Source organism: Fulvivirga imtechensis AK7 (genome assembly GCF_000331535.1).
Taxonomy (GTDB): domain Bacteria; phylum Bacteroidota; class Bacteroidia; order Cytophagales; family Cyclobacteriaceae; genus Fulvivirga; species Fulvivirga imtechensis.
The window spans coordinates 1-20,901 of record NZ_AMZN01000078.1 but is presented as its reverse complement, the minus strand read 5'-3'; the positions used below and the strand labels follow the sequence as shown (position 1 = coordinate 20,901).

The 20,901-nt window shown below is 41.2% G+C and carries 21 protein-coding genes; 7 read left to right on the top strand and 14 right to left on the bottom strand.

The features are described from left to right. Positions 1 to 52: 52 nt before the first annotated feature. The 5 genes from C900_RS21605 to C900_RS21585 form a co-directional block, all read right to left on the bottom strand. Positions 53 to 643: a Cap15 family cyclic dinucleotide receptor domain-containing protein gene (locus C900_RS21605; protein ID WP_009582362.1), complete on the bottom strand. Its 591-nt coding sequence runs from the start codon at positions 641 to 643 to the stop codon at positions 53 to 55. Position 644: 1 nt separating this feature from the next. Continuing rightward, positions 645 to 1,541 (bottom strand): nucleotidyltransferase domain-containing protein, encoded by an 897-nt coding sequence (locus tag C900_RS21600; RefSeq protein WP_009582361.1) that lies wholly within the window; start codon positions 1,539 to 1,541, stop codon positions 645 to 647. Between the two features lie 665 nt (positions 1,542 to 2,206). Next, on the bottom strand, positions 2,207 to 2,770 hold the full coding sequence (locus C900_RS28780) for a TlpA family protein disulfide reductase (protein WP_009582360.1): 564 nt from the start codon (positions 2,768 to 2,770) through the stop codon (positions 2,207 to 2,209). 39 nt (positions 2,771 to 2,809) lie between these two features. After that, positions 2,810 to 2,998: a PLDc N-terminal domain-containing protein gene (locus C900_RS21590; protein ID WP_009582359.1), complete on the bottom strand. Its 189-nt coding sequence runs from the start codon at positions 2,996 to 2,998 to the stop codon at positions 2,810 to 2,812. A gap of 3 nt (positions 2,999 to 3,001) precedes the next feature. Beyond that, positions 3,002 to 3,595: a hypothetical protein gene (locus C900_RS21585; RefSeq protein WP_157494115.1), complete on the bottom strand. Its 594-nt coding sequence runs from the start codon at positions 3,593 to 3,595 to the stop codon at positions 3,002 to 3,004. A gap of 195 nt (positions 3,596 to 3,790) precedes the next feature. On the opposite strand from C900_RS21585, the gene C900_RS21580 reads away from it, so the two are divergent. Beyond that, positions 3,791 to 4,036: a helix-turn-helix domain-containing protein gene (locus C900_RS21580; RefSeq protein ID WP_009582357.1), complete on the top strand. Its 246-nt coding sequence runs from the start codon at positions 3,791 to 3,793 to the stop codon at positions 4,034 to 4,036. 232 nt (positions 4,037 to 4,268) lie between these two features. Here C900_RS21580 and C900_RS30030 read toward each other — a convergent pair whose 3' ends face one another. The 5 genes from C900_RS30030 to C900_RS21560 all read right to left on the bottom strand — a co-directional run bounded on the left by C900_RS30030 (position 4,269) and on the right by C900_RS21560 (position 8,086). Next, positions 4,269 to 4,439 (bottom strand): hypothetical protein, encoded by a 171-nt coding sequence (locus tag C900_RS30030; protein WP_009582356.1) that lies wholly within the window; start codon positions 4,437 to 4,439, stop codon positions 4,269 to 4,271. A 12-nt stretch (positions 4,440 to 4,451) separates the two neighbouring features. Then, entirely contained in the window at positions 4,452 to 5,225 is a 774-nt protein-coding gene (locus C900_RS21575; protein WP_157494114.1) for a hypothetical protein, read from the bottom strand. Positions 5,226 to 5,321: 96 nt separating this feature from the next. Continuing rightward, on the bottom strand, positions 5,322 to 5,867 hold the full coding sequence (locus C900_RS21570; RefSeq protein WP_040497262.1) for a hypothetical protein: 546 nt from the start codon (positions 5,865 to 5,867) through the stop codon (positions 5,322 to 5,324). Between the two features lie 506 nt (positions 5,868 to 6,373). Continuing rightward, positions 6,374 to 7,423 (bottom strand): hypothetical protein, encoded by a 1,050-nt coding sequence (locus C900_RS21565; protein WP_009582353.1) that lies wholly within the window; start codon positions 7,421 to 7,423, stop codon positions 6,374 to 6,376. Positions 7,424 to 7,432: 9 nt separating this feature from the next. After that, the gene (locus C900_RS21560; RefSeq protein ID WP_009582352.1) at positions 7,433 to 8,086 is read right to left on the bottom strand and encodes a hypothetical protein; all 654 of its coding nucleotides are present in this window, start codon (positions 8,084 to 8,086) and stop codon (positions 7,433 to 7,435) included. A gap of 681 nt (positions 8,087 to 8,767) precedes the next feature. Here C900_RS21560 and C900_RS28775 point away from each other — a divergent pair. Beyond that, positions 8,768 to 9,622, top strand: coding sequence for a TlpA family protein disulfide reductase (locus tag C900_RS28775; RefSeq protein WP_009582350.1), 855 nt, complete (start codon positions 8,768 to 8,770; stop codon positions 9,620 to 9,622). Between the two features lie 257 nt (positions 9,623 to 9,879). Continuing rightward, on the top strand, positions 9,880 to 11,946 hold the full coding sequence (locus C900_RS29470) for an eCIS core domain-containing protein (RefSeq protein WP_009582347.1): 2,067 nt from the start codon (positions 9,880 to 9,882) through the stop codon (positions 11,944 to 11,946). A gap of 233 nt (positions 11,947 to 12,179) precedes the next feature. Here the strand turns inward: C900_RS29470 and C900_RS21545 are convergent, their stop codons facing one another. Then, positions 12,180 to 12,605: a hypothetical protein gene (locus C900_RS21545; protein WP_040497261.1), complete on the bottom strand. Its 426-nt coding sequence runs from the start codon at positions 12,603 to 12,605 to the stop codon at positions 12,180 to 12,182. Between the two features lie 504 nt (positions 12,606 to 13,109). On the opposite strand from C900_RS21545, the gene C900_RS21540 reads away from it, so the two are divergent. After that, complete coding sequence (locus tag C900_RS21540; RefSeq protein WP_009582344.1) at positions 13,110 to 14,846, top strand: ABC transporter ATP-binding protein; 1,737 nt, start codon at positions 13,110 to 13,112, stop codon at positions 14,844 to 14,846. Between the two features lie 317 nt (positions 14,847 to 15,163). Here C900_RS21540 and C900_RS21535 read toward each other — a convergent pair whose 3' ends face one another. Beyond that, a complete protein-coding gene (locus C900_RS21535) occupies positions 15,164 to 15,895 on the bottom strand; it encodes a TMEM175 family protein (RefSeq protein WP_157494113.1) in 732 nt (243 codons plus the stop codon). Between the two features lie 152 nt (positions 15,896 to 16,047). Between C900_RS21535 and C900_RS21530 the strand changes: the two genes are divergently transcribed. Then, positions 16,048 to 16,782 (top strand): hypothetical protein, encoded by a 735-nt coding sequence (locus C900_RS21530; protein WP_009582342.1) that lies wholly within the window; start codon positions 16,048 to 16,050, stop codon positions 16,780 to 16,782. A gap of 9 nt (positions 16,783 to 16,791) precedes the next feature. On the opposite strand, the gene gldB is transcribed toward C900_RS21530, so the two are convergent. After that, complete coding sequence (gldB, locus tag C900_RS21525) at positions 16,792 to 17,811, bottom strand: gliding motility lipoprotein GldB (protein WP_009582341.1); 1,020 nt, start codon at positions 17,809 to 17,811, stop codon at positions 16,792 to 16,794. Positions 17,812 to 18,103: 292 nt separating this feature from the next. On the opposite strand from gldB, the gene C900_RS21520 reads away from it, so the two are divergent. Next, entirely contained in the window at positions 18,104 to 18,736 is a 633-nt protein-coding gene (locus C900_RS21520; protein WP_009582340.1) for a porin family protein, read from the top strand. Here the strand turns inward: C900_RS21520 and C900_RS21515 are convergent. Then, complete coding sequence (locus tag C900_RS21515) at positions 18,733 to 18,981, bottom strand: hypothetical protein (protein WP_009582339.1); 249 nt, start codon at positions 18,979 to 18,981, stop codon at positions 18,733 to 18,735. The two genes, C900_RS21520 and C900_RS21515, sit on opposite strands and share 4 nt — an antisense overlap. Positions 18,982 to 19,163: 182 nt before the next feature. On the opposite strand from C900_RS21515, the gene C900_RS21510 reads away from it, so the two are divergent. Further along, the gene (locus C900_RS21510; RefSeq protein WP_221408160.1) at positions 19,164 to 20,483 is read left to right on the top strand and encodes an HTTM domain-containing protein; all 1,320 of its coding nucleotides are present in this window, start codon (positions 19,164 to 19,166) and stop codon (positions 20,481 to 20,483) included. Positions 20,484 to 20,901: the final 418 nt, after the last annotated feature.

Genomic DNA, 20,901 nt, shown 5'->3' with positions numbered 1-20,901 from the left:
GCTTTTTTTGACGGTATTTCAGCTATTCGGCTTAGTGTTGTGCGCTGGCTGGCTATTCGCCAATCTTTCTTTTTAATGTAATTTCTCCTGTAGTTTCCCTTGAAGTCCAATATTCTCCTTCCATTGTCGTCACATTAAATCCATCAAAATATAAAACTGTTGAACCGTAGTGTATTTCACTTCTTTCCCTTACTCCAGGTCTTGGGGTGTTTAGATAAGAATAAAACAGTTGTTGTTGGCCTCGATCTTGGTCAATGTCAAACGAAGCTCCAATACTATAACTCTTACTTTCTCCTGTTTTTACTTTTACTTGTATATGGAAAAAGCTTTGTCTTATTGAAACATCTGTTTGAATTGAATCAAGATTTTTATCGTTCCAATTTGATTTAATTTCTCCTGTCCAATCACCCGCTAAATTAGGAAACGGAACAAGCCAAGGATAAAATATTTTAAGTTTCCAAGCCCATTTAATAAAGATTAGCCAAACTATAATATTTAATGAAATTGTTGTTGAAATATGAGATAAGGCTTTGTTGAAATCAATACTATCTAAATCTTGTGTTAGCAGGAACAAAATAACATAAGTTCCGAAAGCCAAACCAAGAATTGCAAATGCAAAAATTCTAATATTATATGTTACCATTTTAAAATTCTAGGTAGTTCCATAGTTGTCCCATATATTGATTGACATCCTTGCTCGACCATTTTCTTCCACCATGGAATAGATAAAATAATTCTGAAACTTCACCCCAGCTTTTACAATCTTCTAAAGTCTTTGTATGGTTGTACAAATAAATAATGGATTGTTTGAGCCTCTCTGTCCAGGTATCGTAATTGTTCATAATATGATTAGGGACATTCCATGTAAGACACTCCAAGAGAAATGAAGTTATATTTTCATTTACATTTTCTCCATCCTCAATCATTCTATATCTCAACTTTCTATGTAATCTAGTTAGCCTTTTGAATCTACGGTATGTATCGGTGTTTTTACTTATTGCATTGGAAATATGTTGTTTTGGAAAATTCACTATACCGTTTCCTTTATCTGCAAAAAACTTTGCACCTAAAACATAACTTCCTGACTTATTGTATCTTCTGTAATTCCAAGTTGGAACCACATCAGTTTGTATTCTATAGGTGTTACCTACTATTGTTATGCACTTATCATTTCTTTTAACGTCATCCCTACCGAATTTTTGTACGAGAGCATTTTCCACATCATTTTTAAATTCATTAAATGAGTAGCCGGATGGAGGAAGTTTATCAATTCCTACATCAGCCTCACTTTTGTCATTTGGTAAATCAAAAAAGAAGCCACCAGTATATCGTACATTAATGTCAATATCGCTATTCAGTCGAACATTTGTATCATTTGCATATGATCCTTGTCCAAATGTTTCCGTTGATTTATTTTTTAGTTTTTCAGCTGAATTTATGGCGTCACGTACCATTTTTTCAGAATTTTCTAACTTGGTTTGTTCAGATTCACTTGGCGGTTTTGTCCAATTGGTTAATGTTTGTTCGCTGAATTTAGGCATTTTCTGCTATTGATTTGTCTGATTTTTATCTTTTGAAGATGACCTGTTTAGCCAGCTTGCGCACAACAACCGAATATATGCAACGTTGCATATATATCCTCTAGACCACACACAGATCATTATCCGACTACAAACGACTAGAAACGTCTGTAAACGAATATAATATACACCGCCAGTACCTCACTCCCACGAAAGCTTTCCCAAAATCCCAGATGCCTTTCCGAAAACACTTGAAAGCTCAAAATCAGTCAACACGGTGTTTAAGCCGTTCCAAAAGATAATCAATTAAAAGCAAAGGATTTTGACCACTGTAAACGCGGAAATCGTAAAATAGCCTTGATAGGCTGTAATCAAAGATTTCACCCAACCCGGCTTAGGTAATTTTCACTATGAAATTGGGTAAAATGTACTAATGGATAGTCTTTAGTCTTGAGTGGTGGTGCTATTCTGTTTCTCCGAATGCTTTTTTGAAAGAAGGCAGTCGGCAGGGGCAGTTGGCAAAGGTGGTCGTGTAAGACAGTGTTGGGTATGATCCAGTCACCAACAAAGGGTGGATGAGCTACAAGCTTTAAGCTGTAAGCGGCAAGCGGGGTTATTCTTAGTTTTCACTATATCATCAGATTATACACCATCGGCTAGCGACCTGTTACTTTCTCAGCGCACACCTAATTACCCAACCCCCTGATAAAATCAACCACAACATCCGAATTCCAATCAGCCTTACCCACGTGTTTATAGTAGATCACACCGTTTTTGATAATGTAAGTGGTGGGAAGTTGCTTAAACGACAGGTCTTTTGGCAGGGAGTCTGAGTAGTGATAGAAAGGAAGTTGCCAGCCTTTTTTATCGATCAGCTGCTTTTGCGTTTCTGCAGGTTCATTAGAAAGAAAATAGAATTCTACCTCCGATCCCAATCGGCTATGAAGCCGCTCGAAGCTTTCCATTTCAAGAATACATGGTTTACACCAGGTGGCCCAATGGTTAACAATAATGGGTTTGCTTTGTACATTAAGCTGAAGGGCGATGGAGGTACTATCACCTGAAACAGGCACCAGGGTGAGTGTTTCATTCAAGCGTGTATAAAGGTGTTTCGGAGGGTCCAATTCCTGGGTCAGCTTTTCTAATTCAGGGCCGAGAACAGTTGTGGTATAAATAAAAAAACCAATAATCGGAATGAGAAAAATACCCATGCCGGCCAGAAGTCCCCAGATAAATGATTTAGTCCTCATAAGGATGTTAGGTTTAAAGAAAGCCCCCGGCAACCGGGGTTATTTTTTGTTAGCTGCCAAATATATCAATGCACCAATGCCCTGAAGAAGTACAACTACCCAAATCCATCCGGTGTTAAATGCCCGGGGATTTTGAAAGCTCTTTCTTATCAGGCGAATAATGGCATAGGCCACCAATCCGAAATTGGCAAGCAAAATAACAGCGTATAGAATTTCTATCCGTTCCATATATTAAAAATAGCAATGGCCAAAGCATGCCGAAGCAAGTGATGCTGTACAATATCCGACAATATCCAGAAGATCGCAAAGTAATTTGCAATCACCGTCACCATCACAAGCATCAGACGCTGTTTTGTAGCAATCGCCTATACAGCTATTAATTCGCCCGCTGGTTGATTTTGAAGAGAAACTCAACTCGTATAAGTCACTGTTATTGAGTTTTCTCCCGACCATACTGAATTGTTCTACGCCATCAAGCCCATAAAACGATACAGTTGCTTTTGAGAGGTCGGAATTGAATGTCCGAAGCTCAAAAAAAGATTTAAATTGATTATCACTAATAATAACATTCAGAACACCGACCTCTAGACCAACAAGTTTGGTAGATAATTGATACAACGTCTCGCCATTTCCTAAATCAGTCTCCACCACGTTATCAAAATTGAGGTTAGCGTTATATTTTTCAAAATTAGTTTTAAAGACGGTGTATTGTTCTGAATGCAGAAACTGATCCAGTTCAGAATCGGAAATCTGGTCACTTTCCTGATGACATCCACTCATTACCACTAGTGCAGTAAGTAGTGCTAGATAAATTGATTTTTTCATAGTTTTCATTTTTAAAGGTTTTAGTTAATAATGGTTGCCAAGGGCGCTTTCATATATTTTTAGAATTAGATTGAGCAGATCTTTCAATGTGGCATGCTTTAAATGTCTGTATGTTCATAAGATATCCGGTAAAATTTACATTGGAATACAAAACTAACATTTTATAGCAAAGTTGCTATAATATTAAGAAATATTTTGCCTCAGCTTTACCCTGTGCATAAGATCAGGGATAAAGAGATACTTGAAAAATTTGGTACCAATCTAAAGGTCATAAGAAAAGAGAAGGGGTTGACACAGGAAGAATTGGCTTTTCGGTCAGGATTGGCCCTCAGCCAAATAGCCCGTATTGAAACGGGGAGGTTGAATTCTTCTATTTGCACGCTTATCACCATCGCGAAAGCCTTGCAGATAGAGCCCGGGGAGCTGTTGAAAGCTATGTGATGCTTGTGCCTGCTTTAGATTAGGTAATTTTCACTATGAAATTGGGTGAAATGCACTAATGGATAGTCTTGAGTCGTGAGTCTTTAGTCTTGAGTGGTGGTGTGCAAGGAAGTCTGCTTTACTAAGCCTTTGAGGATTGGTAAAGCTTTCCGGGCTACGGAGGTAAGCTTTACCAAACTTTGGAAGTTTAGTAAAGCACTATCTATCATATTGAGAAGCAACATCTTTAAACTCACCGCTTTCTCAATCTATAACCAATATGTGTTCCTATTCCCAGTGATAGTTCGTTAAATGAGTCCAGCTTTTGAAATCTGATAAAGGTATCTATTCTCCTGAAATCACGGCTTACCTCCAGGTCATATTTTACATGGTTATCATAAAAAGTTACTTTGCCCACCACCATTAATCGCCACCATTACTTTGGCTTTGGCTCTTTTATAACCTTAAAATACTTCATATTGTGCTGTAAGATACTCCCTACAGTCACTTCGTTATCCTCATAAACGACAGTCCCGTAGTTACATTTATCGAGGTTTGTTACTTTGTAGGTTAAATTATGCCCATTTCTTCTATTCTTTTGCAGAATGACACCCTCAATCAGACAGTCAAAAGATTCATTGTCTACCACATAAGAAAATACCACTAAACCCATTCGGCCCTCCCGGTCCCGATTGTGGCCACTGTAGGGAATCCGTATCGTGTCCCCCACCGCTAACTTTTTAAAGTATTTCTTGTTTACCTTTTCTTCGGCTTTCATTTCTTCTTTTATTTCATCGAGTTGTGGCTTTATGGGTACAAATTCTCTTTCATAGCAGGGTGTGGCTGCTTTAAACAGCCCTCCATCAACTGCCTGTTTATGAAGTTCGGAAAGCTCATCGAACCTCTTTCTGCGAAGCCTGTCAATCTTACGATTAGACCTGTAGTGATAGGTAGCATCATACAATAAAATAACCTCAATGTAATTACAGTAATCAGAAATTGATGCCCACTCATGACCTATCCAGCCAAAGGCTAGATCATTTATCCCCTCAGGAACTATGATTTCAAAGTACCCATTCAAGTCTGTTTGCCCTAGTAATAGAGTATCTTCCCCATAAATTTGGGCTTCCGGAACAGTTACGAGTTCTTCGTTTATTACTCGCCCGTTGATAGTTTGTTGTCCATAAACGAAAACATCTGCTGCTGTCAAGAAAAAAGAGGCAAAAAGGATCGTCAAAAGCTTCAAATTGTTAAGGTTTTATTTCACTTGGTTTTAACATATTCATGGCCATCCCAAATCAGTGGTTTATAAAAATAGCGTGGTTAATAATCCAATTACACCAATAAGAATAACCACAATTCCTAACTCTATTTTACGATCATGGTAGTTAAGCCAGTTTCGCGTGTCGGGCTCAGCTACGATTAAATTCGTTGAAGTTTTAGCCCTTTTTCTTCTACTATATTTTAATTCTATGTGTCCATATTTTTGCCAGAATGTATCGAAATCGAATTCCTCAGGTTTGACTACGATCAAATATTCAATAGCTGATTCGATTCTTTTTCTTTGATCCGTGTGTATGGCTGTATGCTCTCCTAATCCCCAAAAAATCAATGCATATCCAACAATTATCGTTATTCCAAAAAGTCCAAAAATCTCTGAATTGTCTAAGACGAATTCTTTTAAATTTGATATTTCACTATTCTTGATAAAAAATGCAATGAGTATTGTCGTTATAGTGCCCCCTAAAGAATAAAAGAACTTCACAGCAACATCATGAGGATGAGAAAAGTGATGATCTCTATCTTGTATTAAGAGTTTTATCAGCTCTATTCTACTAGGTCTTTCTTGCATATATTAAGGAGTGTTATGTAAAATGGCGCGTATAAAAACACATTATTGTTGCCCGAGCATCAAGCAAGTCAAAAATATAAACTTCCGGAGGTTTTGATACTCTGCAGTCGCTCGGCTGTGCCGGGTGACGGATATTTGTTTTGTTGTGCTGATGGCCAAGCTTCATACTGCTCGGCTCAGCCGAGCTTAAAACTATTCCCGTTTTTTAACTCCTATCCGTATATTGGTCACTCGGCACAGCCGAGCGACTGTAAGAAAAATGCTATGAGTATTGTCGTTATAGTGCCCCCTAAAGAATAAAAGAACTTCACAGCAACATCATGAGGATGAGAAAAGTGATGATCTCTATCTTGTATTAAGAGTCTTATCAGCTCTATTCTACTAGGTCTTTCTTCCATATATCTACATTGCCTAACGCATTATACTTAATAACCCTATAAAAAAGTTTGTTCTTAGCTTCATTAACCACAGTTATTTGTTGTCCATTTCCATTTCACTTTATTACTTTACCCAAAGTTAAATGACGGGTCGAGCTTCGTTTCTTGCATTCCTACTCTAAATATTGAATAAGTCACGTCTTTGAATGGATCATCATAACGTCCGCTTAGTAACTGGGCTTCGGTTATCTCAGAAGGGACCAGTTTTCCATAAGACGGATAGAATATTGCGTCAGAATCTACAATTGTTTCAAAGTCTTTACCTCTGGCGAGTACTGTAAACCCAGGGTTTAACGAGCCCATTTTTATTCTGGGATTACCTGCGGTAAAATCGTTTTTTGCCTGTTCAGAAAGCGCAAGTCTAAGTGGTAAGCTTTTAAATAAAATTTCCGGCTCCGACTTATCGAGACGATTCAAAAGCTCATCTAACATATTAATGGCTGTAGATGTAATTGCAGGGAAGCCAACGGTAGAGATCAGCGACTTTCCTGTGTCAGACTGCATGAACCTGAAAATTCTTTGCCACCACTTTGGCTCTCTATGCTTTACCACTTCAAAAGTCATTTTGCTTAAACCACCAGGGATTTCGATCGGCCTGTTACCAAACGCTTGTTTAAAATCGGACTTTAGATCCTTCGGGTCAGCTACTTTGTTTTTTGCTTGATTATATAAGTTCAAACCGGCAGCAATACTCCAAAAAGCCGTATCAAAATTTTTGTCTCTCGAATTTTCATCTTTTCCTATGTTAATCCTGATCGTTGCTCTCGAATTTTTATCGATGTCTTCATTCGCGCCAATATGGAAAGAAAGCATTTCAAGATTGACAAGCACATCCGGTTGCTCGCTACTTCCCTTCAAAACCGGCTCTACCTGTGATGATTCTTGAATAGAAGGTTTGTCTAAGCTGTTGGATAGTTGAAAATTGACAAATTGATTTGATAGATCTAACATAGAAGGATTGGGAGAGTTATCAGCAACATATGATACCGCTCCCATGGCTTCTGGTAAAGCCATAGTTGCATATTCAGGACGCTCAATTGCTTCTCTTAAATCCCTGATTCCTTGTTCGTTGTAAATTGAAGTGATTACATCACGTTCTTTAAAAGTAAATAATTCCATTTTTTTGTTTTATGGTTTAATCTGAAATACTCCTGTGGCTATTTTTCCCGGTAATTTCAACATAACTCTGTTCTTGAATTCTTCCTTCTTTCCGTAAAGATCGAAATATCCCTCGGCAGCAAACATGGCATGTGAGCCCGTCCAAAGTACCATCCCATAAGATTCCTGAATCTTTTTCGTAAGCCTAAGTCTATATGCTGGCGTCACTGAGTCCTCTAAGCCAAGAAATTCATAAACATTTGGTGTGAATGTGCCATCATTAATTATTTCCACTGCCATCTCAAATGAGTCCGGGATGATAAATTTGCTAAAGCGACTGCTGTAGTCTCCATTAAGTTGTGCCATTTTGCAAATAGTGGCGAAGCATAAATGAGCATACTCGATTATCTTTTTATACTCGGACTGCTCGGCAGCACTTTTGGATTCGCCTAAAATAAATGAAGACTCTCTTTTGGCGTAGTCTAGCTCCGCTTTCGTAAAAGCTACCTGTTCTCCATTTTGCAACCTAATGTCGTATTTATGAGAATTCCTATTTAAAGTGAATACGTCAAATCCATAAGTATACATCGCAGCTTTAATTACAGCAACAGAAGCACAATTTCCAGCTCCTAAAGACTCCTCATCCCTCCCCTGGAAAAAGGCTGTAAATAGTAGATCTTTCATATAGTAGTTTAAGTAAGAAATATTTTCCCCGGATTACAACTCATTCGAAAATAATTCATAAACACAACAAGTTATGATCTCTGGAAAGGTGAAAATCTCAAAAGCCATCATTAAAAGATGTGGGTGAGAATTTTGTTAGTCTTTATTAGGTAATTTTCACTATGAAATTAGGTAAAATGTACTAGTGAGCTGCAGGCTTTAAGCGGCAAGCAGCAAGCAGGATGTCCGTTTCTGTTTTCTGTTCCCGATTATGGTTATGTAACCGTGCTGCTTTACTAAGCCTCTAAGGACTAGTAAAGCTTTCCGGGCTACGAAGGTAAGCTTTACCAAACTTTGGAAGTTTAGTAAAACACGCTCTGAGGCTGTTTAGTCTTGAGTGGTGGTGCTATTCGTTTCTTGCAACAGCTTTGAAAGTAGGTAGTTGGCACTGGCGGCTGTGGGTTTTAAGATAGTGTATTGGATGTCCGCTGTTTCGCTGGTGAAAACACCAAAAAAGAGCAGTCTTTTAGTAAGTCCATGGCTTTTTTCACTTGTCATTCCGGCATCCTAAACCGCGGAAGTAAAAATAGTAAAAGCTATACAAATAGTAAACTTTTAATAGCTTAGCATATTCGACAAAATGGTGCTTTTTATTTACTAAAACTACCACTGCTGTACAAAAAGCCGTTTGTTAACATTAACATGAAAAATATCAATTACCTCATTACACTTTTGATTTTTAGCACATGCCAACCAACTGAAAACAGGAGTAACAATTCACAGCAAAACGAGAGTGCATTCAAACAAGTAAAAAAGGCGTTTGCCGCTTATGACAACAAACCTGTATTCGTAGATACATATCTTTATGAGAAAGTATCAAAGAATTGTCTCTTACTTGATGTAAGCATCAAAGAAACTTCTGTACCTGTACTCCTTGTTGATTGGAACAACAACGGAAGCTATCTTGACTATAGCGCTGATTATATAGGTATCCAAAAAAGCACGGTGAACAAAGATCAGCAGGTTATCCTTAGCCTTTTAGAACCTTTTGTTGGTATTGAAGTAAATGGTGATGCTTTTGACCTCAGGTTCAAGCAAGACAAGGGTACCATTAATACTATCGCAACAGCCAGAAAAGAATCAGGAAAAACCGACCTGGTTTACCTAGACGAACTTCCTAATTTAAGGGTGAAGACACTGGATGGTCAGGATGTTGGCCTTAGATCGCTACTGGAGCATCATCAGTGGGTACTATTAGACTTTTGGGCCACATGGTGTGCTCCATGCATAACGAAGCTTCGGGAATTAGACGCGGCCGAAAGCCAGTTTAATCAAAAAGTGGCTATAGCAACACTGGCATATAATTGCAGCGGAGCAGACGAATTTTTAGTAAAGGAAGGGCTTTCACACTGGACCCATTTAAAAGCTGACAGTATGGTAGTTAGAACTTTTCAGATTACTTCCGTTCCTCGAAATTTTTTATTTAACAGTGAAGGGAAATTGATTAGCGCAAATATCAGTACCGACAAGCTGGTGGAGATAATAAATGGCCTCTAATCATGACTCTGCCGTTTTTTGTTAATAAAATGAAAAAAAACAGGAGGCAAGATGCACAACTCCTACACCGGTTGCTTAACCCGGCTTTACCAAACTTTGGAAGTTCAGTGAAGTAGCCTCCAAATGGTCCTTACAAATTTTCCCGGCCTGCTTGCCGGGCAAAGAAGAAATCATTACTTTCATCTGCTGCCCATACTAACATGGTGGCAGCTAAAATAATGTATTGGTCGGGGAGATCGTTAGCAATCAAACGCTGAATGAAGAAATCTATGCCTACGCATGCTGAAAAAAAGCACGAAAACAAAAAACAACCTGCTGCTAATGAGGTTTCCCGAAAGCGGGATGATCATTCACCTGCTTTCCAGTTTGTCGACAACCGTCCCGAAGCCATCGCTCAGAGAGCACTGCAGGAAGTGGTCAACAACAGTCCCCAGGTGAAGGAAGCCGCTCAACTGCAGGCGAAATCTGCTAATGCAATACAGAACTCTTCCTCCCAAAAGAAAAATAATAATACAGGCCTGCCTGATCACCTGAAAACGGGAATTGAAGCCCTTTCCGGCCACTCCATGGATGATGTGAAAGTCCATTACAACTCAGACAAGCCTGCTCAGCTACAGGCACACGCCTTTGCACAGGGAACGCATATTCACCTTGCTCCGGGCCAGGAGAAACACCTGCCGCACGAGGCGTGGCATGTGGTACAACAGAAGCAGGGAAGGGTGAAGGCAGTTTTTCAAATGAAAGGCAATATCCACATCAATACTGAAGCCGACCTGGAGCATGAAGCTGACATTATGGGTGAAAAGGCACTAAAAGACGATCATGGCTCCATTGATACTACCCAACTTAAACAGCAGTACTCAGCACCCTCCAAAAATGTTTTTCAAATGAGGCATATTGGTCTGTTTGGATTGGAAGCTGAGGTAGTCGGTGAGAGATTAAGTATAACATCGCTCGATTTGGAGGAGGATAGTAGCTATCCTATTATTAGCGACCCGAATGTAGTGCTTGAAGAATATAGCTTGGGGAGATTGTCGCGCACAATCAAAATTACAACAGATAATGAAGTTAAAAAAGTTGACAAAGGAGTGGCGGCAGTGAGGTCCTTTACGGTAGAATTCATCCAACATCCAGTAGATATCCTAGGAGATCCTAAGTCTTTGGAAGAAGCTGCACAAGATTGGCAAAAAGCAGCCGCCTTTTGGGCTCAATTGTTTGATCAAAAAGATTCTATCTCGTTTACGGAGATGATGGAAAGTGACCCGAATGTTACCCTTGAGAACGATTGGGAAAGTCCACAGTTCGATCCTCATGAGGGTAATGCAAATATTACAACAAAAACGACAACCGATAGTAAAACCAATAGCCTGGATTGGACAAAGTTAGCCCCCGATATAGACGTGAAATCCGAAGACCCGCAAGTATCTCCTCAACTTACAGCAGGGGCCTCTTTAATTGCCCTTGAGAAAAGTTATCTCGCAACCCTTCACCCCTTAGCCCAATCAAAACCTTTTGACAAACAAGCGGCTGATAAACTGACTTTCAAATACCCTGAAAATGACGAAGAGAGGGGTGAAATGGAATCTCTTGAGCTCATTAAATTAATAACCCGTTACATCAGAGACTCTCGCCGACCTGTTTCCAAACAGAAACGATATGGAAAGGAGTATATTAAATTAATGTCCCGCACTTCTTTGGATTCTATATTTAACGGGATGAGTTCACCCGGAAAGAAAGCTTTTCTCAGGCAAACGGTGAACTACTTGAACGGACATGAAAATGATATGAGCAGATTATTCAAGGTTGTTCCATCAGAACTGGTGATAGGCCAGGACGCGAGTAAAGAAGAACAAGCTTCGACAATTACTGTGGAACATCTGTTGTTGACTTTAATCAAGTTGAAAAAGGATGAAGCGGCCAAAATAGGATTTAGCAGAGACAACGAAGCGCCACAAGGTGATGCTTTTTCCCAGGCCGGATTAGCTGGTCTGAGTGAGATCAACCCCGAGAGCGATTATAACATTACGAGGTTTGGACTCAACGAATCTGACGAGATGATGAAAGGGGTGAAAGGAGTAATTTTTGAGAACCGCTTTGCCAAAGTAATTCCTCTTTCTGAAATGGCAACACTTTTTGTTGAATCAGCCAGAGCCTTGAAGCTAGTAGAGGAAAGGATGCAGCATGAGAAAGATAAAGCCGTGGGGCTGGTACCCGTTTCTGAAGTCAGAGACTTAACTCCCGGCACACCTCAAACAACCGGTGTTATAGAAGAACGTAACGTTTCTGGAATAGAATGGTCGGATAGTAAGTATTCGGGGTACTAACACTGCATGTACTATAGAACCGTGGTAGTGCCTGCTTCCTCTGCAGTCGCTCGGTTGTGCCGGATGACGGATATTTGTTTTGCTGATAACAGACTTCATACGGCTCGGCTCAGCCGAGCCTTAAAACTATTCCCCTTTTTAACTCCTATCTGCATATTGTTCACTCGGAACAGCCCGAGCGGCTGCAAGAATGCTTAAAACCACTAACAAATAGGACCAGCAAAGTAGCGGTTTCACATCCTCCCGAGTACACCCTCCAGATACTCCCTGATTACCGGCTGGCTGTCAGAACCTTTTTTTAAGAAATCTTTCTTTTTCTTGCCTCTACAAGTAATGGTTATAATATGCTTATTGCCATTTGAGATGGACCTTAAATTAAATGTAACTTTTTCCTCGCCGAGTCCGGGAATTAAAATGTTATAAAAAAAGAGGTCCCGATCGATGCCGTCACTTAGGGCATAGCTACCCTTTTTTGCAAAATCCTTTTGCAGGTGAGTGATCAGTTGTTCGATATCTCCATTTAAATTGACCATCAAAGCGTGCGATGCGCCAGTCTTTGAATTGGAAGAAAAACCTTCACTGATTTTGAAGGTAGTCCCGGTTTGTGCTAGCAATGTAAGACCGAATAAATTGAAGAATAGAAAAAAACAAAGTTTCATTAGCATACTTTTTTGACAATAATACGAGGTAAAATGCTCCCTTACAAGCCCCGCCATTAATTATGCACCCGTAGTCTGTGCTCACAGGCAATTTACCAACTAAAACCACTATTGCCTCCCGGTGGCGCCTGGTGTGGTTGTTTTTTCCGCGATATTACAGCTCTTGATCTCCTAAAGAGGTACAAACCAACCGAAATTGATTTTGGCACCATTTGATCCGAAATAGCCAGCTTTCGCTATAACACAATATAAAGAAAAAAGAGGGTGAAAATAGTCAATGAATTCAGTGATCATTGCCAGTTTCAGATAACCCATGCCAGATTTATTTATTTTTTATCTTTTCAGCGATTTAATTTACTTAACGTATCCAATTCCGAGAAACTACGTTAGAAGTCACTCTATAGACTTGGTGTATCTCTTTTACTTTTATGAAAAAATAAACATTTCCGTAAAAGAAAAAATCAATCAATACGTCTACATATAAAAAGCCACCATAGCAAACTCATGAGTAAATCCAAAGTGACCATAGGCCACGTGTTCAAAACCATTGTCTGGCCCAGAAGAAAGCATTTATTAATAGGTCTTTTCCTGATCATTATCAGCCGGTTGGCCGGCCTGGTATTGCCGGGGGCATCCAAGTACCTGATGGACGATGTTATTCCTAACAATAATATGGAGCTGCTCAAAATATTGTTGCTGGCTGTAGTCGGCGCGGTGCTTATACAAGCCGTTACCTCGTTTGCACTGACCCAGATCCTGAGTGTGGAAGCACAACATCTGATCGCTCAGCTTCGAGCCAAGGTACAGCGACACATCATACGTCTGCCCATCAGGTTTTTTGACAATACCAAAACCGGAGAATTGGTTTCCAGGATCATGACTGATGTAGAAGGGGTGAGAAATATAGTGGGAACGGGTCTCGCACAGCTTTTTGGCGGGCTGCTTACCTCAGCTATCTGCCTTGTGTTGCTCATTAGCATCAGCCCGATGATGACCCTGTATGTTTTAGTGCCGGTGATCATATTCGGGTTGATCTCCTTGAAGGCGTTTGGCTACATCAGGCCGATCTTCAGGGAGCGCGGGGTGATCAACGCTGAAGTAACAGGCCGGTTAACAGAAACGCTTGGAGGCATCAGGGTGATCAAAGGCTTCAATGCCGAGGAGCAGGAGATCAAAACTTTTGAATCGGGGGTAACGAGGCTGTTCCAGAATATCAAGAAAAGCCTTACCTCCACAAGCCTTGTTACCAGCTCGGCCACCTTTTTACTTGGCCTCGCCTCCACCGGTATCATGGGTATCGGTGGGTACATGATCATGAATAATGATCTGTCTTTTGGCGATTTTCTTGCTTTTACACTGTATTTGGGCTTTATGATTGCCCCTATTGTACAAATGAGCAATATCGGGAGTCAGCTTACTGAAGCCTTTGCTGGCCTTGACCGTACGGAAGAGATATTGAACACCCCCCTGGAGGATGATGGCAATGTCAGAACCGAAGAGTTGAACCATGTAAAAGGAGATATATCTTTTAAAAATGTATCCTTTGCCTATGAGGAGGGTAAGAATGTTGTCCACGACATCAGCTTTGAGGCGCCTTCAGGTTCTGTGACGGCACTGGTGGGTACTTCTGGTTCAGGGAAAACTACCATAGCTGGTTTGGCGGCTTCTTTCCTGACACCGGCAGGGGGACTGGTGGAAATAGATGGCCGGGATCTAAGCAAGATCAAGCTGGAGAGCTATAGAAAGCACCTTGGTGTGGTGCTGCAAAATGATTTTCTGTTTGAAGGTACCATCAGAGAGAATATTCTGTTTCCCAGGCCGGATGCCACCGAAGATCAACTGATCAACGCGGTGCGTGCTGCACACGTAGATGAGTTCACAGATCGATTTGAAGAGGGACTGAATACATTGATTGGAGAAAGGGGAGTAAAGCTTTCCGGGGGTCAGCAGCAGCGTATTGCAATAGCGAGAGCTATTTTGGCAGACCCCAGAATACTGATCCTCGATGAGGCAACTTCGAACCTGGATATGGAGAGCGAAGCCTATATACAGGAAAGCCTCAAAGGGCTTATGAAGGGACGTACGACTTTTGTCATCGCTCACCGCCTTAGCACCATTCGTCAGGCTAACCAGATACTGGTGATCGAAAACGGGGAGATCGTAGAGCGAGGACAGCATGATGAGCTGATTGCCAAAGAGGGTAGGTATTATCAGCTTTATACGTATCAGGCAAGGATATAAAGCAGTCGGCAGTTGGCAATGATATATGCTGGTAAGTTGTGCTGTATATTGGTATAGGCACGCGTTACGCTATCTAAATGCGCGCCAGTAGAGGGTTTGATGTTTCCTGTTTGATGACCAGTCCCCAGTACAACTGTTCTCGGTTCCCAGTTCTCAGTTTTTCATGAGTAGCCAGTAACAAGAACACTGATCGGCAAGTAGGATCCTGAGTATTTAGTCGTGAATATTGCGTTACGAATGCTGCTTTACTAAGCCTATAAGGACTAGTAAAGCTTTCCGGCAAGCAACCAGTGACCAGCGACCCGCACCCAGCAGCGCTAAAGCCCCAAGCGCTGTACCAGTAGCTTTCTTTTCCTGCCGCGCTTACTGCCATAGATGGCAAATATGCCGGGATAGAGCATATAGGTAAAGCCGGAGATAATAGAGGAAAACCAATAAGGGGAGAAGATCCAGGCGAAAAGGACCGACAGCAGTGGTACTGAACCCATGATGATATTGGTGTAAAGGCTGGTCCTGGTGTCGAACATCTCGATTTCATTTAGCTCGAGTTCCTCACTTTTTTTCAGTGCATATTTGTACATCAAAGTAAGAATAGCAAAAACGAGCGCTGCACCAAGTCCGTATATAATCATCAGTTGGGGCATTTCCTCGTTGGAAATCATCTGCACTCCGCTCAGTGTGGCGCGTTCATATCCAAAAAGGCTCATGAATATATTGCTGTAAATGACCACCAGCAGCTTTGCAAGAAATTTTAGCGGATATACATAAAACAGCACTACAAACAGCAGCATAGCGTTAAATACTACAATCCGCGGGTTGCGAAAGCCATAGCGTATGAAGAACTGAAAGTGTTCATACCAGATATACACGATCAAGGCCATACAAAGCCCAAATGGCAACAGATCGGCCACAAAAGTGAGCATCTCGGTAAAGTCTTTAGGCATCTCGGTAGAAACAATAAGCATGGTAATTGCCAAGGCAAATACAGCATCGCTAAAGGTTTCGATACGGGTTTGCTCTTTACCCCTGAACCGAAATTCTTTGTTCATGCCTATCAGGTTTTCTTTTATGCTTTCGCGGATCATGGGGTCAATATAATACCTCCCCCGGTAGTTTCAAAGTCATACTTTTCAGGAAGTTAGGCCAACATTTTCCGAAGACACTTATTTTTTCACATAAATTAACCATATTGACAAGTGATATGATCAAACTGGCCAAAAAAATTGCATTCATACTGACCCTGGCTCTGCTACTGGGGCTGATGTTATTTTTCTTTTTTGACAAACCCCTGCCGGAAGGTGAGGAAGGCCCGGCCGCAGATCAACTGGCAGATAAAATGCTTCGCGCTGTAAACTATCAGGCGTGGGAAAGCACAGTTGCAGCTCAATGGACCTTTTTCAGAGGCCATAATTTCTTATGGGATAAGAAGAGAAATCTTGTTCGGGTGCTATGGGATGATTTTCAGGTATTGCTAAGAACCACTGATCAGTCGGGAAAAGCTTTTAAAAATGGGAAGGAGTTGAGTGGAGATGAAGCTTCCGAAGCATTGAAAACGGCCTGGGAATACTTTGCCAATGACTCGTTCTGGCTGGCGGCTCCGTTTAAAGTATATGACCCGGGCACCAGCAGAAAGCTGGTAAAAACTGATCGTGGAGATGCTCTGCTGGTTTCTTACGCTTCAGGAGGGGTTACCCCTGGAGATTCCTACCTCTGGATACTGGATGATGATGGCACCCCTCAGGCCTGGCAGTTGTGGGTACGGATCATCCCTGTGGGAGGGATGGAATTTAGCTGGGAGGGGTGGGAAACCTATGAAAACGGGGTGAAGTTAAGCAACTTACATGATGGCATTATGGATATAAAAATATCCGATATTAAACTGGCCATGGAGGTGTCTGACCTCAATGATGGGATAGACCCCTTCCAAAATATGTAAACAACCTGGCTATGGTCTTTTAGGTTTGTAGTTTGCCTCGTTAAATATTTTCTTGGCATCTGAGATGTTCATGAGCTCCGGGAGGGTCACTTCCTTGTGCTTCTGCATATACTGATTCACAATTTCCCAGCCAAGCCATGTACCAATGCGGCCCGGGGCTTTTTCTCCGATTTCGAAGGTTTTAGGACGTTCATCGATGTATTTTTTCTTCACCATATGGTTGGTTTCATAGAGCAACTGATTTTCGATGAAATGTGCCCACACAATATCCCTATTTTCGCGTACGCCTTTTAGCTCCTCTGGCGAATACCAGATCAACACACTATCAGGAGCACATGGCAGCATACGTTTGGCAAAATAAAACGACTTCCCATAACCAATCATATCAGCGAGCATGGTTTTGTCCGATACATCCGTTTTGTTGTACTGCCCCGATATTCCATACAGCAACATAATGGATGGTACAATATACTCTGGCCGGTACCTGTCCAGCATGTACTGATAGAGGCCTAGGGGCCTGAATTTGGCATGATCACCCAGGTAGTAGTCAAGCCCGATTACGATGAGGGAATCCGAAACATAAAGGTCATTATCGAGACCGGTGGCTATGGTCTGAACTTTAGGTAGCTCAACATCAGGGTAATAATATTTTAGATGAGTAAAAGCAGTGTTTAAATCGGCTTTAAGCGCTGACAGATCGCCAAAAACTCTGTCTATTTCATGTCGCAGCGTATCAATGTGTGGGTTTTGAAATCTCTTGAACAAGACCTCCATCATAATAGAGTCATCAGGATATTGACTCTGCTTTAAAAAGAATTGCGTAATAACCGGGTGCGCCTGTAGGAATGAACGCAGCTCCGATTTTGTTTTCACACTGAGCAGTTGGTCTTCTAACTGCTCAACTTCCAGTTCTATTTTTACTGCTGATATGTCAGGCTGGTATGCGCATTCTTTAGTTTCATCGTTGCATGCTGTGAATAGAAATGCAGCAGACATAATCAGTAATAATACCCGTAGCCCTTTTATCATAACTAAACTATTCGTTTATTTTGTCGTTAATGTTTCAAAAATATTGAACACACTAAACAAAGTGAGTTCGATATAAAATGCTTGAAAATACGCAGTCATCCTGACGAGAAGAAGGATCTTTCTAAGTTTTTAATTGTACCCTTGAACTTAGTAAGATTCTTCATTCTTCCCCGAGGCAAGTTCGGGACAGGCAGAATGACCTTAAGTAGAGTTTTTTGTCCGGTTTTCCTGATATGTATACCTTTAGCTTCGCTATGTAGAACTCACATTAATAACTAAAAATTATACTGTAATGAGAAAAAATCTGCTGTTGATTGTCCTTTTATTAGCATCTTCTTCTATTGGTTTTGCACAATTTAAACTGGGTTTCAAATTTAGCCCGACAATTTCAACTAACAGAATTGATTCAGACTCCGGGGAAGCGTCTTTTAGTTCTGACGGGGCAGGGTTAAGATTTACCGCCGGGTTGATAGCTGATTATCCGCTTACCGAAAACTATTATTTCAGCTCAGGAATACTTTTAGCGTCAAAAAGAGGGGCGTTTAAAGCTAAAACAGCGACAACAACTACCACTGAAGAGTACGCACTTCAATATATTCAGGTGCCAGTTACATTAAAGCTATTTACTAATGAAGTATCGCTTGACAAGAGGATCTATTTTCAGGTAGGTGGTACGATAGAATTTAACGTGAAGGAGGAGCCCAGGAAAGATAGTTACGTGTTTGTTGAGGACTTCAGGCTGTTCGATACTTCGCTATTGGTGGGTGTTGGGCTTGAATATAAAGTTGGGGTAAACACCATTGTATTTGGAGGGTTTACCTACAGCCGGGGTTTGCTCAATACTATCGATAAGCATTTGCCCTTAGATGAAGATGTCATTCTCAAAAATGACTATATAGGTCTGGATCTGGGGGTTAAATTCTAGTCTTCTGACCTGTTAACCATATCGATGATCTGCCTTTTGGCAAATGATGGGTCATAGTTGTTGTAAAAGCCGGACAATATCCGGTGCGCAATGTGTGAATAGATGAGCTCTTCATCTGTTTTTCCTTCCTTCCCCAGCCAGAATACCCTTTTGGGGTGCCGCTTCATATCTTCAATATATTCAGCAGCCTTTCGATATTGCTCGGGAGTATAAGTAAGTTTAAATGTAGTTTTTACGGTAGGCATACTTTCCCAACTTAGAATCTGTTTGATAATTTAAAAAAATCGTAAATCAATAACACATATTATTTATAAAAAGTTGATTTTTAAGCAATGAAGCAACTAAGCAAAGGCGTACTACCATTTGCAACTCTACGTCCGGACAGACCGGGTACTATGAATTTGAATGCTGACCGGCCATGACTTTAATGCAAAAATTATTTCGCCCGGTCGATAACAGCCCCTTGATACTTTTCAGGATCGTTTTTGGGCTGCTAATATTCCTCGAGGCGTGGGGAGCAATACTTACCGGGTGGGTAAAACGAGCTTTCATAGAACCGGTCTATACCTTCCCCTTTATGGATTTTGCCTGGCTACAACCCCTGCCCGGCTATGGTATGTACATCTACTATATAATTATGGGTATAGCGGGTCTGATGGTGATGTTGGGCCTATACTACAGGCTCGGTATCGGTATCTATACCATTATGTGGTCCGGTGTTTATTTCATGCAAAAGACTAACTACAATAACCATTATTATCTGTTGGTACTCCTCTGCCTTCTGATGTGCCTGGTACCTGCGCAAGCATATGCTTCAATGGATGCAAAGCGAAGGCCTGCTTTGAAAAGCCTTATATGCCCGCAGTGGTGTCTTTGGATCTTTGCACTGCAGATCACGATTGTATATATCTATGCTTCGGTAGCCAAGATGCATGCCGACTGGTTCTATGCCAAACCGGTAAGCATATGGTTTGACTATAAGAGCGATTATTTCCTGATAGGGCCTTTGCTGGCAAAAAAGTGGTTTCAGTATGCAGTGGCATATGGGGGTATTCTTTTTGATCTGCTGATTGCCCCCGGGCTGATCTGGAAGAAAACAAGAAAGTATGCTTTCATCGCCTCCATTTTCTTTCATATTTTTAATTCGGCGGTTTTTCAGGTAGGCATTTTCCCATACATGGGCATTGCTATTGGTGTATTTTTTTTCGAACCGGAAGTGGTAAGGAAAATATTCTTTAAAAAGAAACCAAAACCAGCAGTGGTCAATGATTCGTTGTACAGCCCAAAGCCATTGTTGATCATGGCACTGGCAGTTTATTTTGTCATACAACTATTACTTCCTCTTCGCCACTGGCTATTTCCGGGCAGCTCTATCTGGACGGAGGAGGGCCATCGCCTGGCCTGGCATATGATGCTTCGCGTAAAGACGGGCTTTGTAAGCTTCGATGTTGTAGATCCGAAGAGCGGTAAACAATGGAAAGTGCGTCCGGTGGAGTATTTAACCCCAAAGCAGTCAAGGGCTGTAGCTACACGGCCGGATATGTGCTGGCAGTTTGTGCAGATACTTAAAAAAGAATATGCCGTAAAAGGCTTTCCTGAAATTGAAATTTATGCCAACAGTTCGGTAAGCCTCAACGGCCGGCCTATGCAGCCTTTATACGATCGTGAAGTCGATCTTGCCAAAATTGAATGGAAACGTTTTGAACATTCGGAGTGGTTGTTGCCACTCAAAAGCGATGACAAATGATTCTAATGCTATTAAGCTAAGAATGTCATCCCGCAGCAACCAACAACTTCTGTTGATTTTGTGAATAATGACACATCATTAACCACAGAAGAAACTGAGAAAACAGCGATCGCAAACTACCACGTCATCCTGGAATTTTCGTGGAGCAACGGAGAAAATATGCAGGATCCCCAAAAACAAAATCTACAATCGGCAGAAGCAGCAGGCAACCTAGTTGCTGTATTGAGTGAAAGACGAGTTTGCATCGAAAACACGTGCACTACTCGCCTCCTGGGTGCGTTTCTCCACCTCCGACCTTTGGCCACCTCCGCCAGCGGAGGACAATGCTAATAAAGTTCACGATATTTTGATTTAGCACCCTCTGGAAAGGCCAGCAATGCTCTTAAGTTAAGGACTGGCTTCAATAATAGGAGTTGTC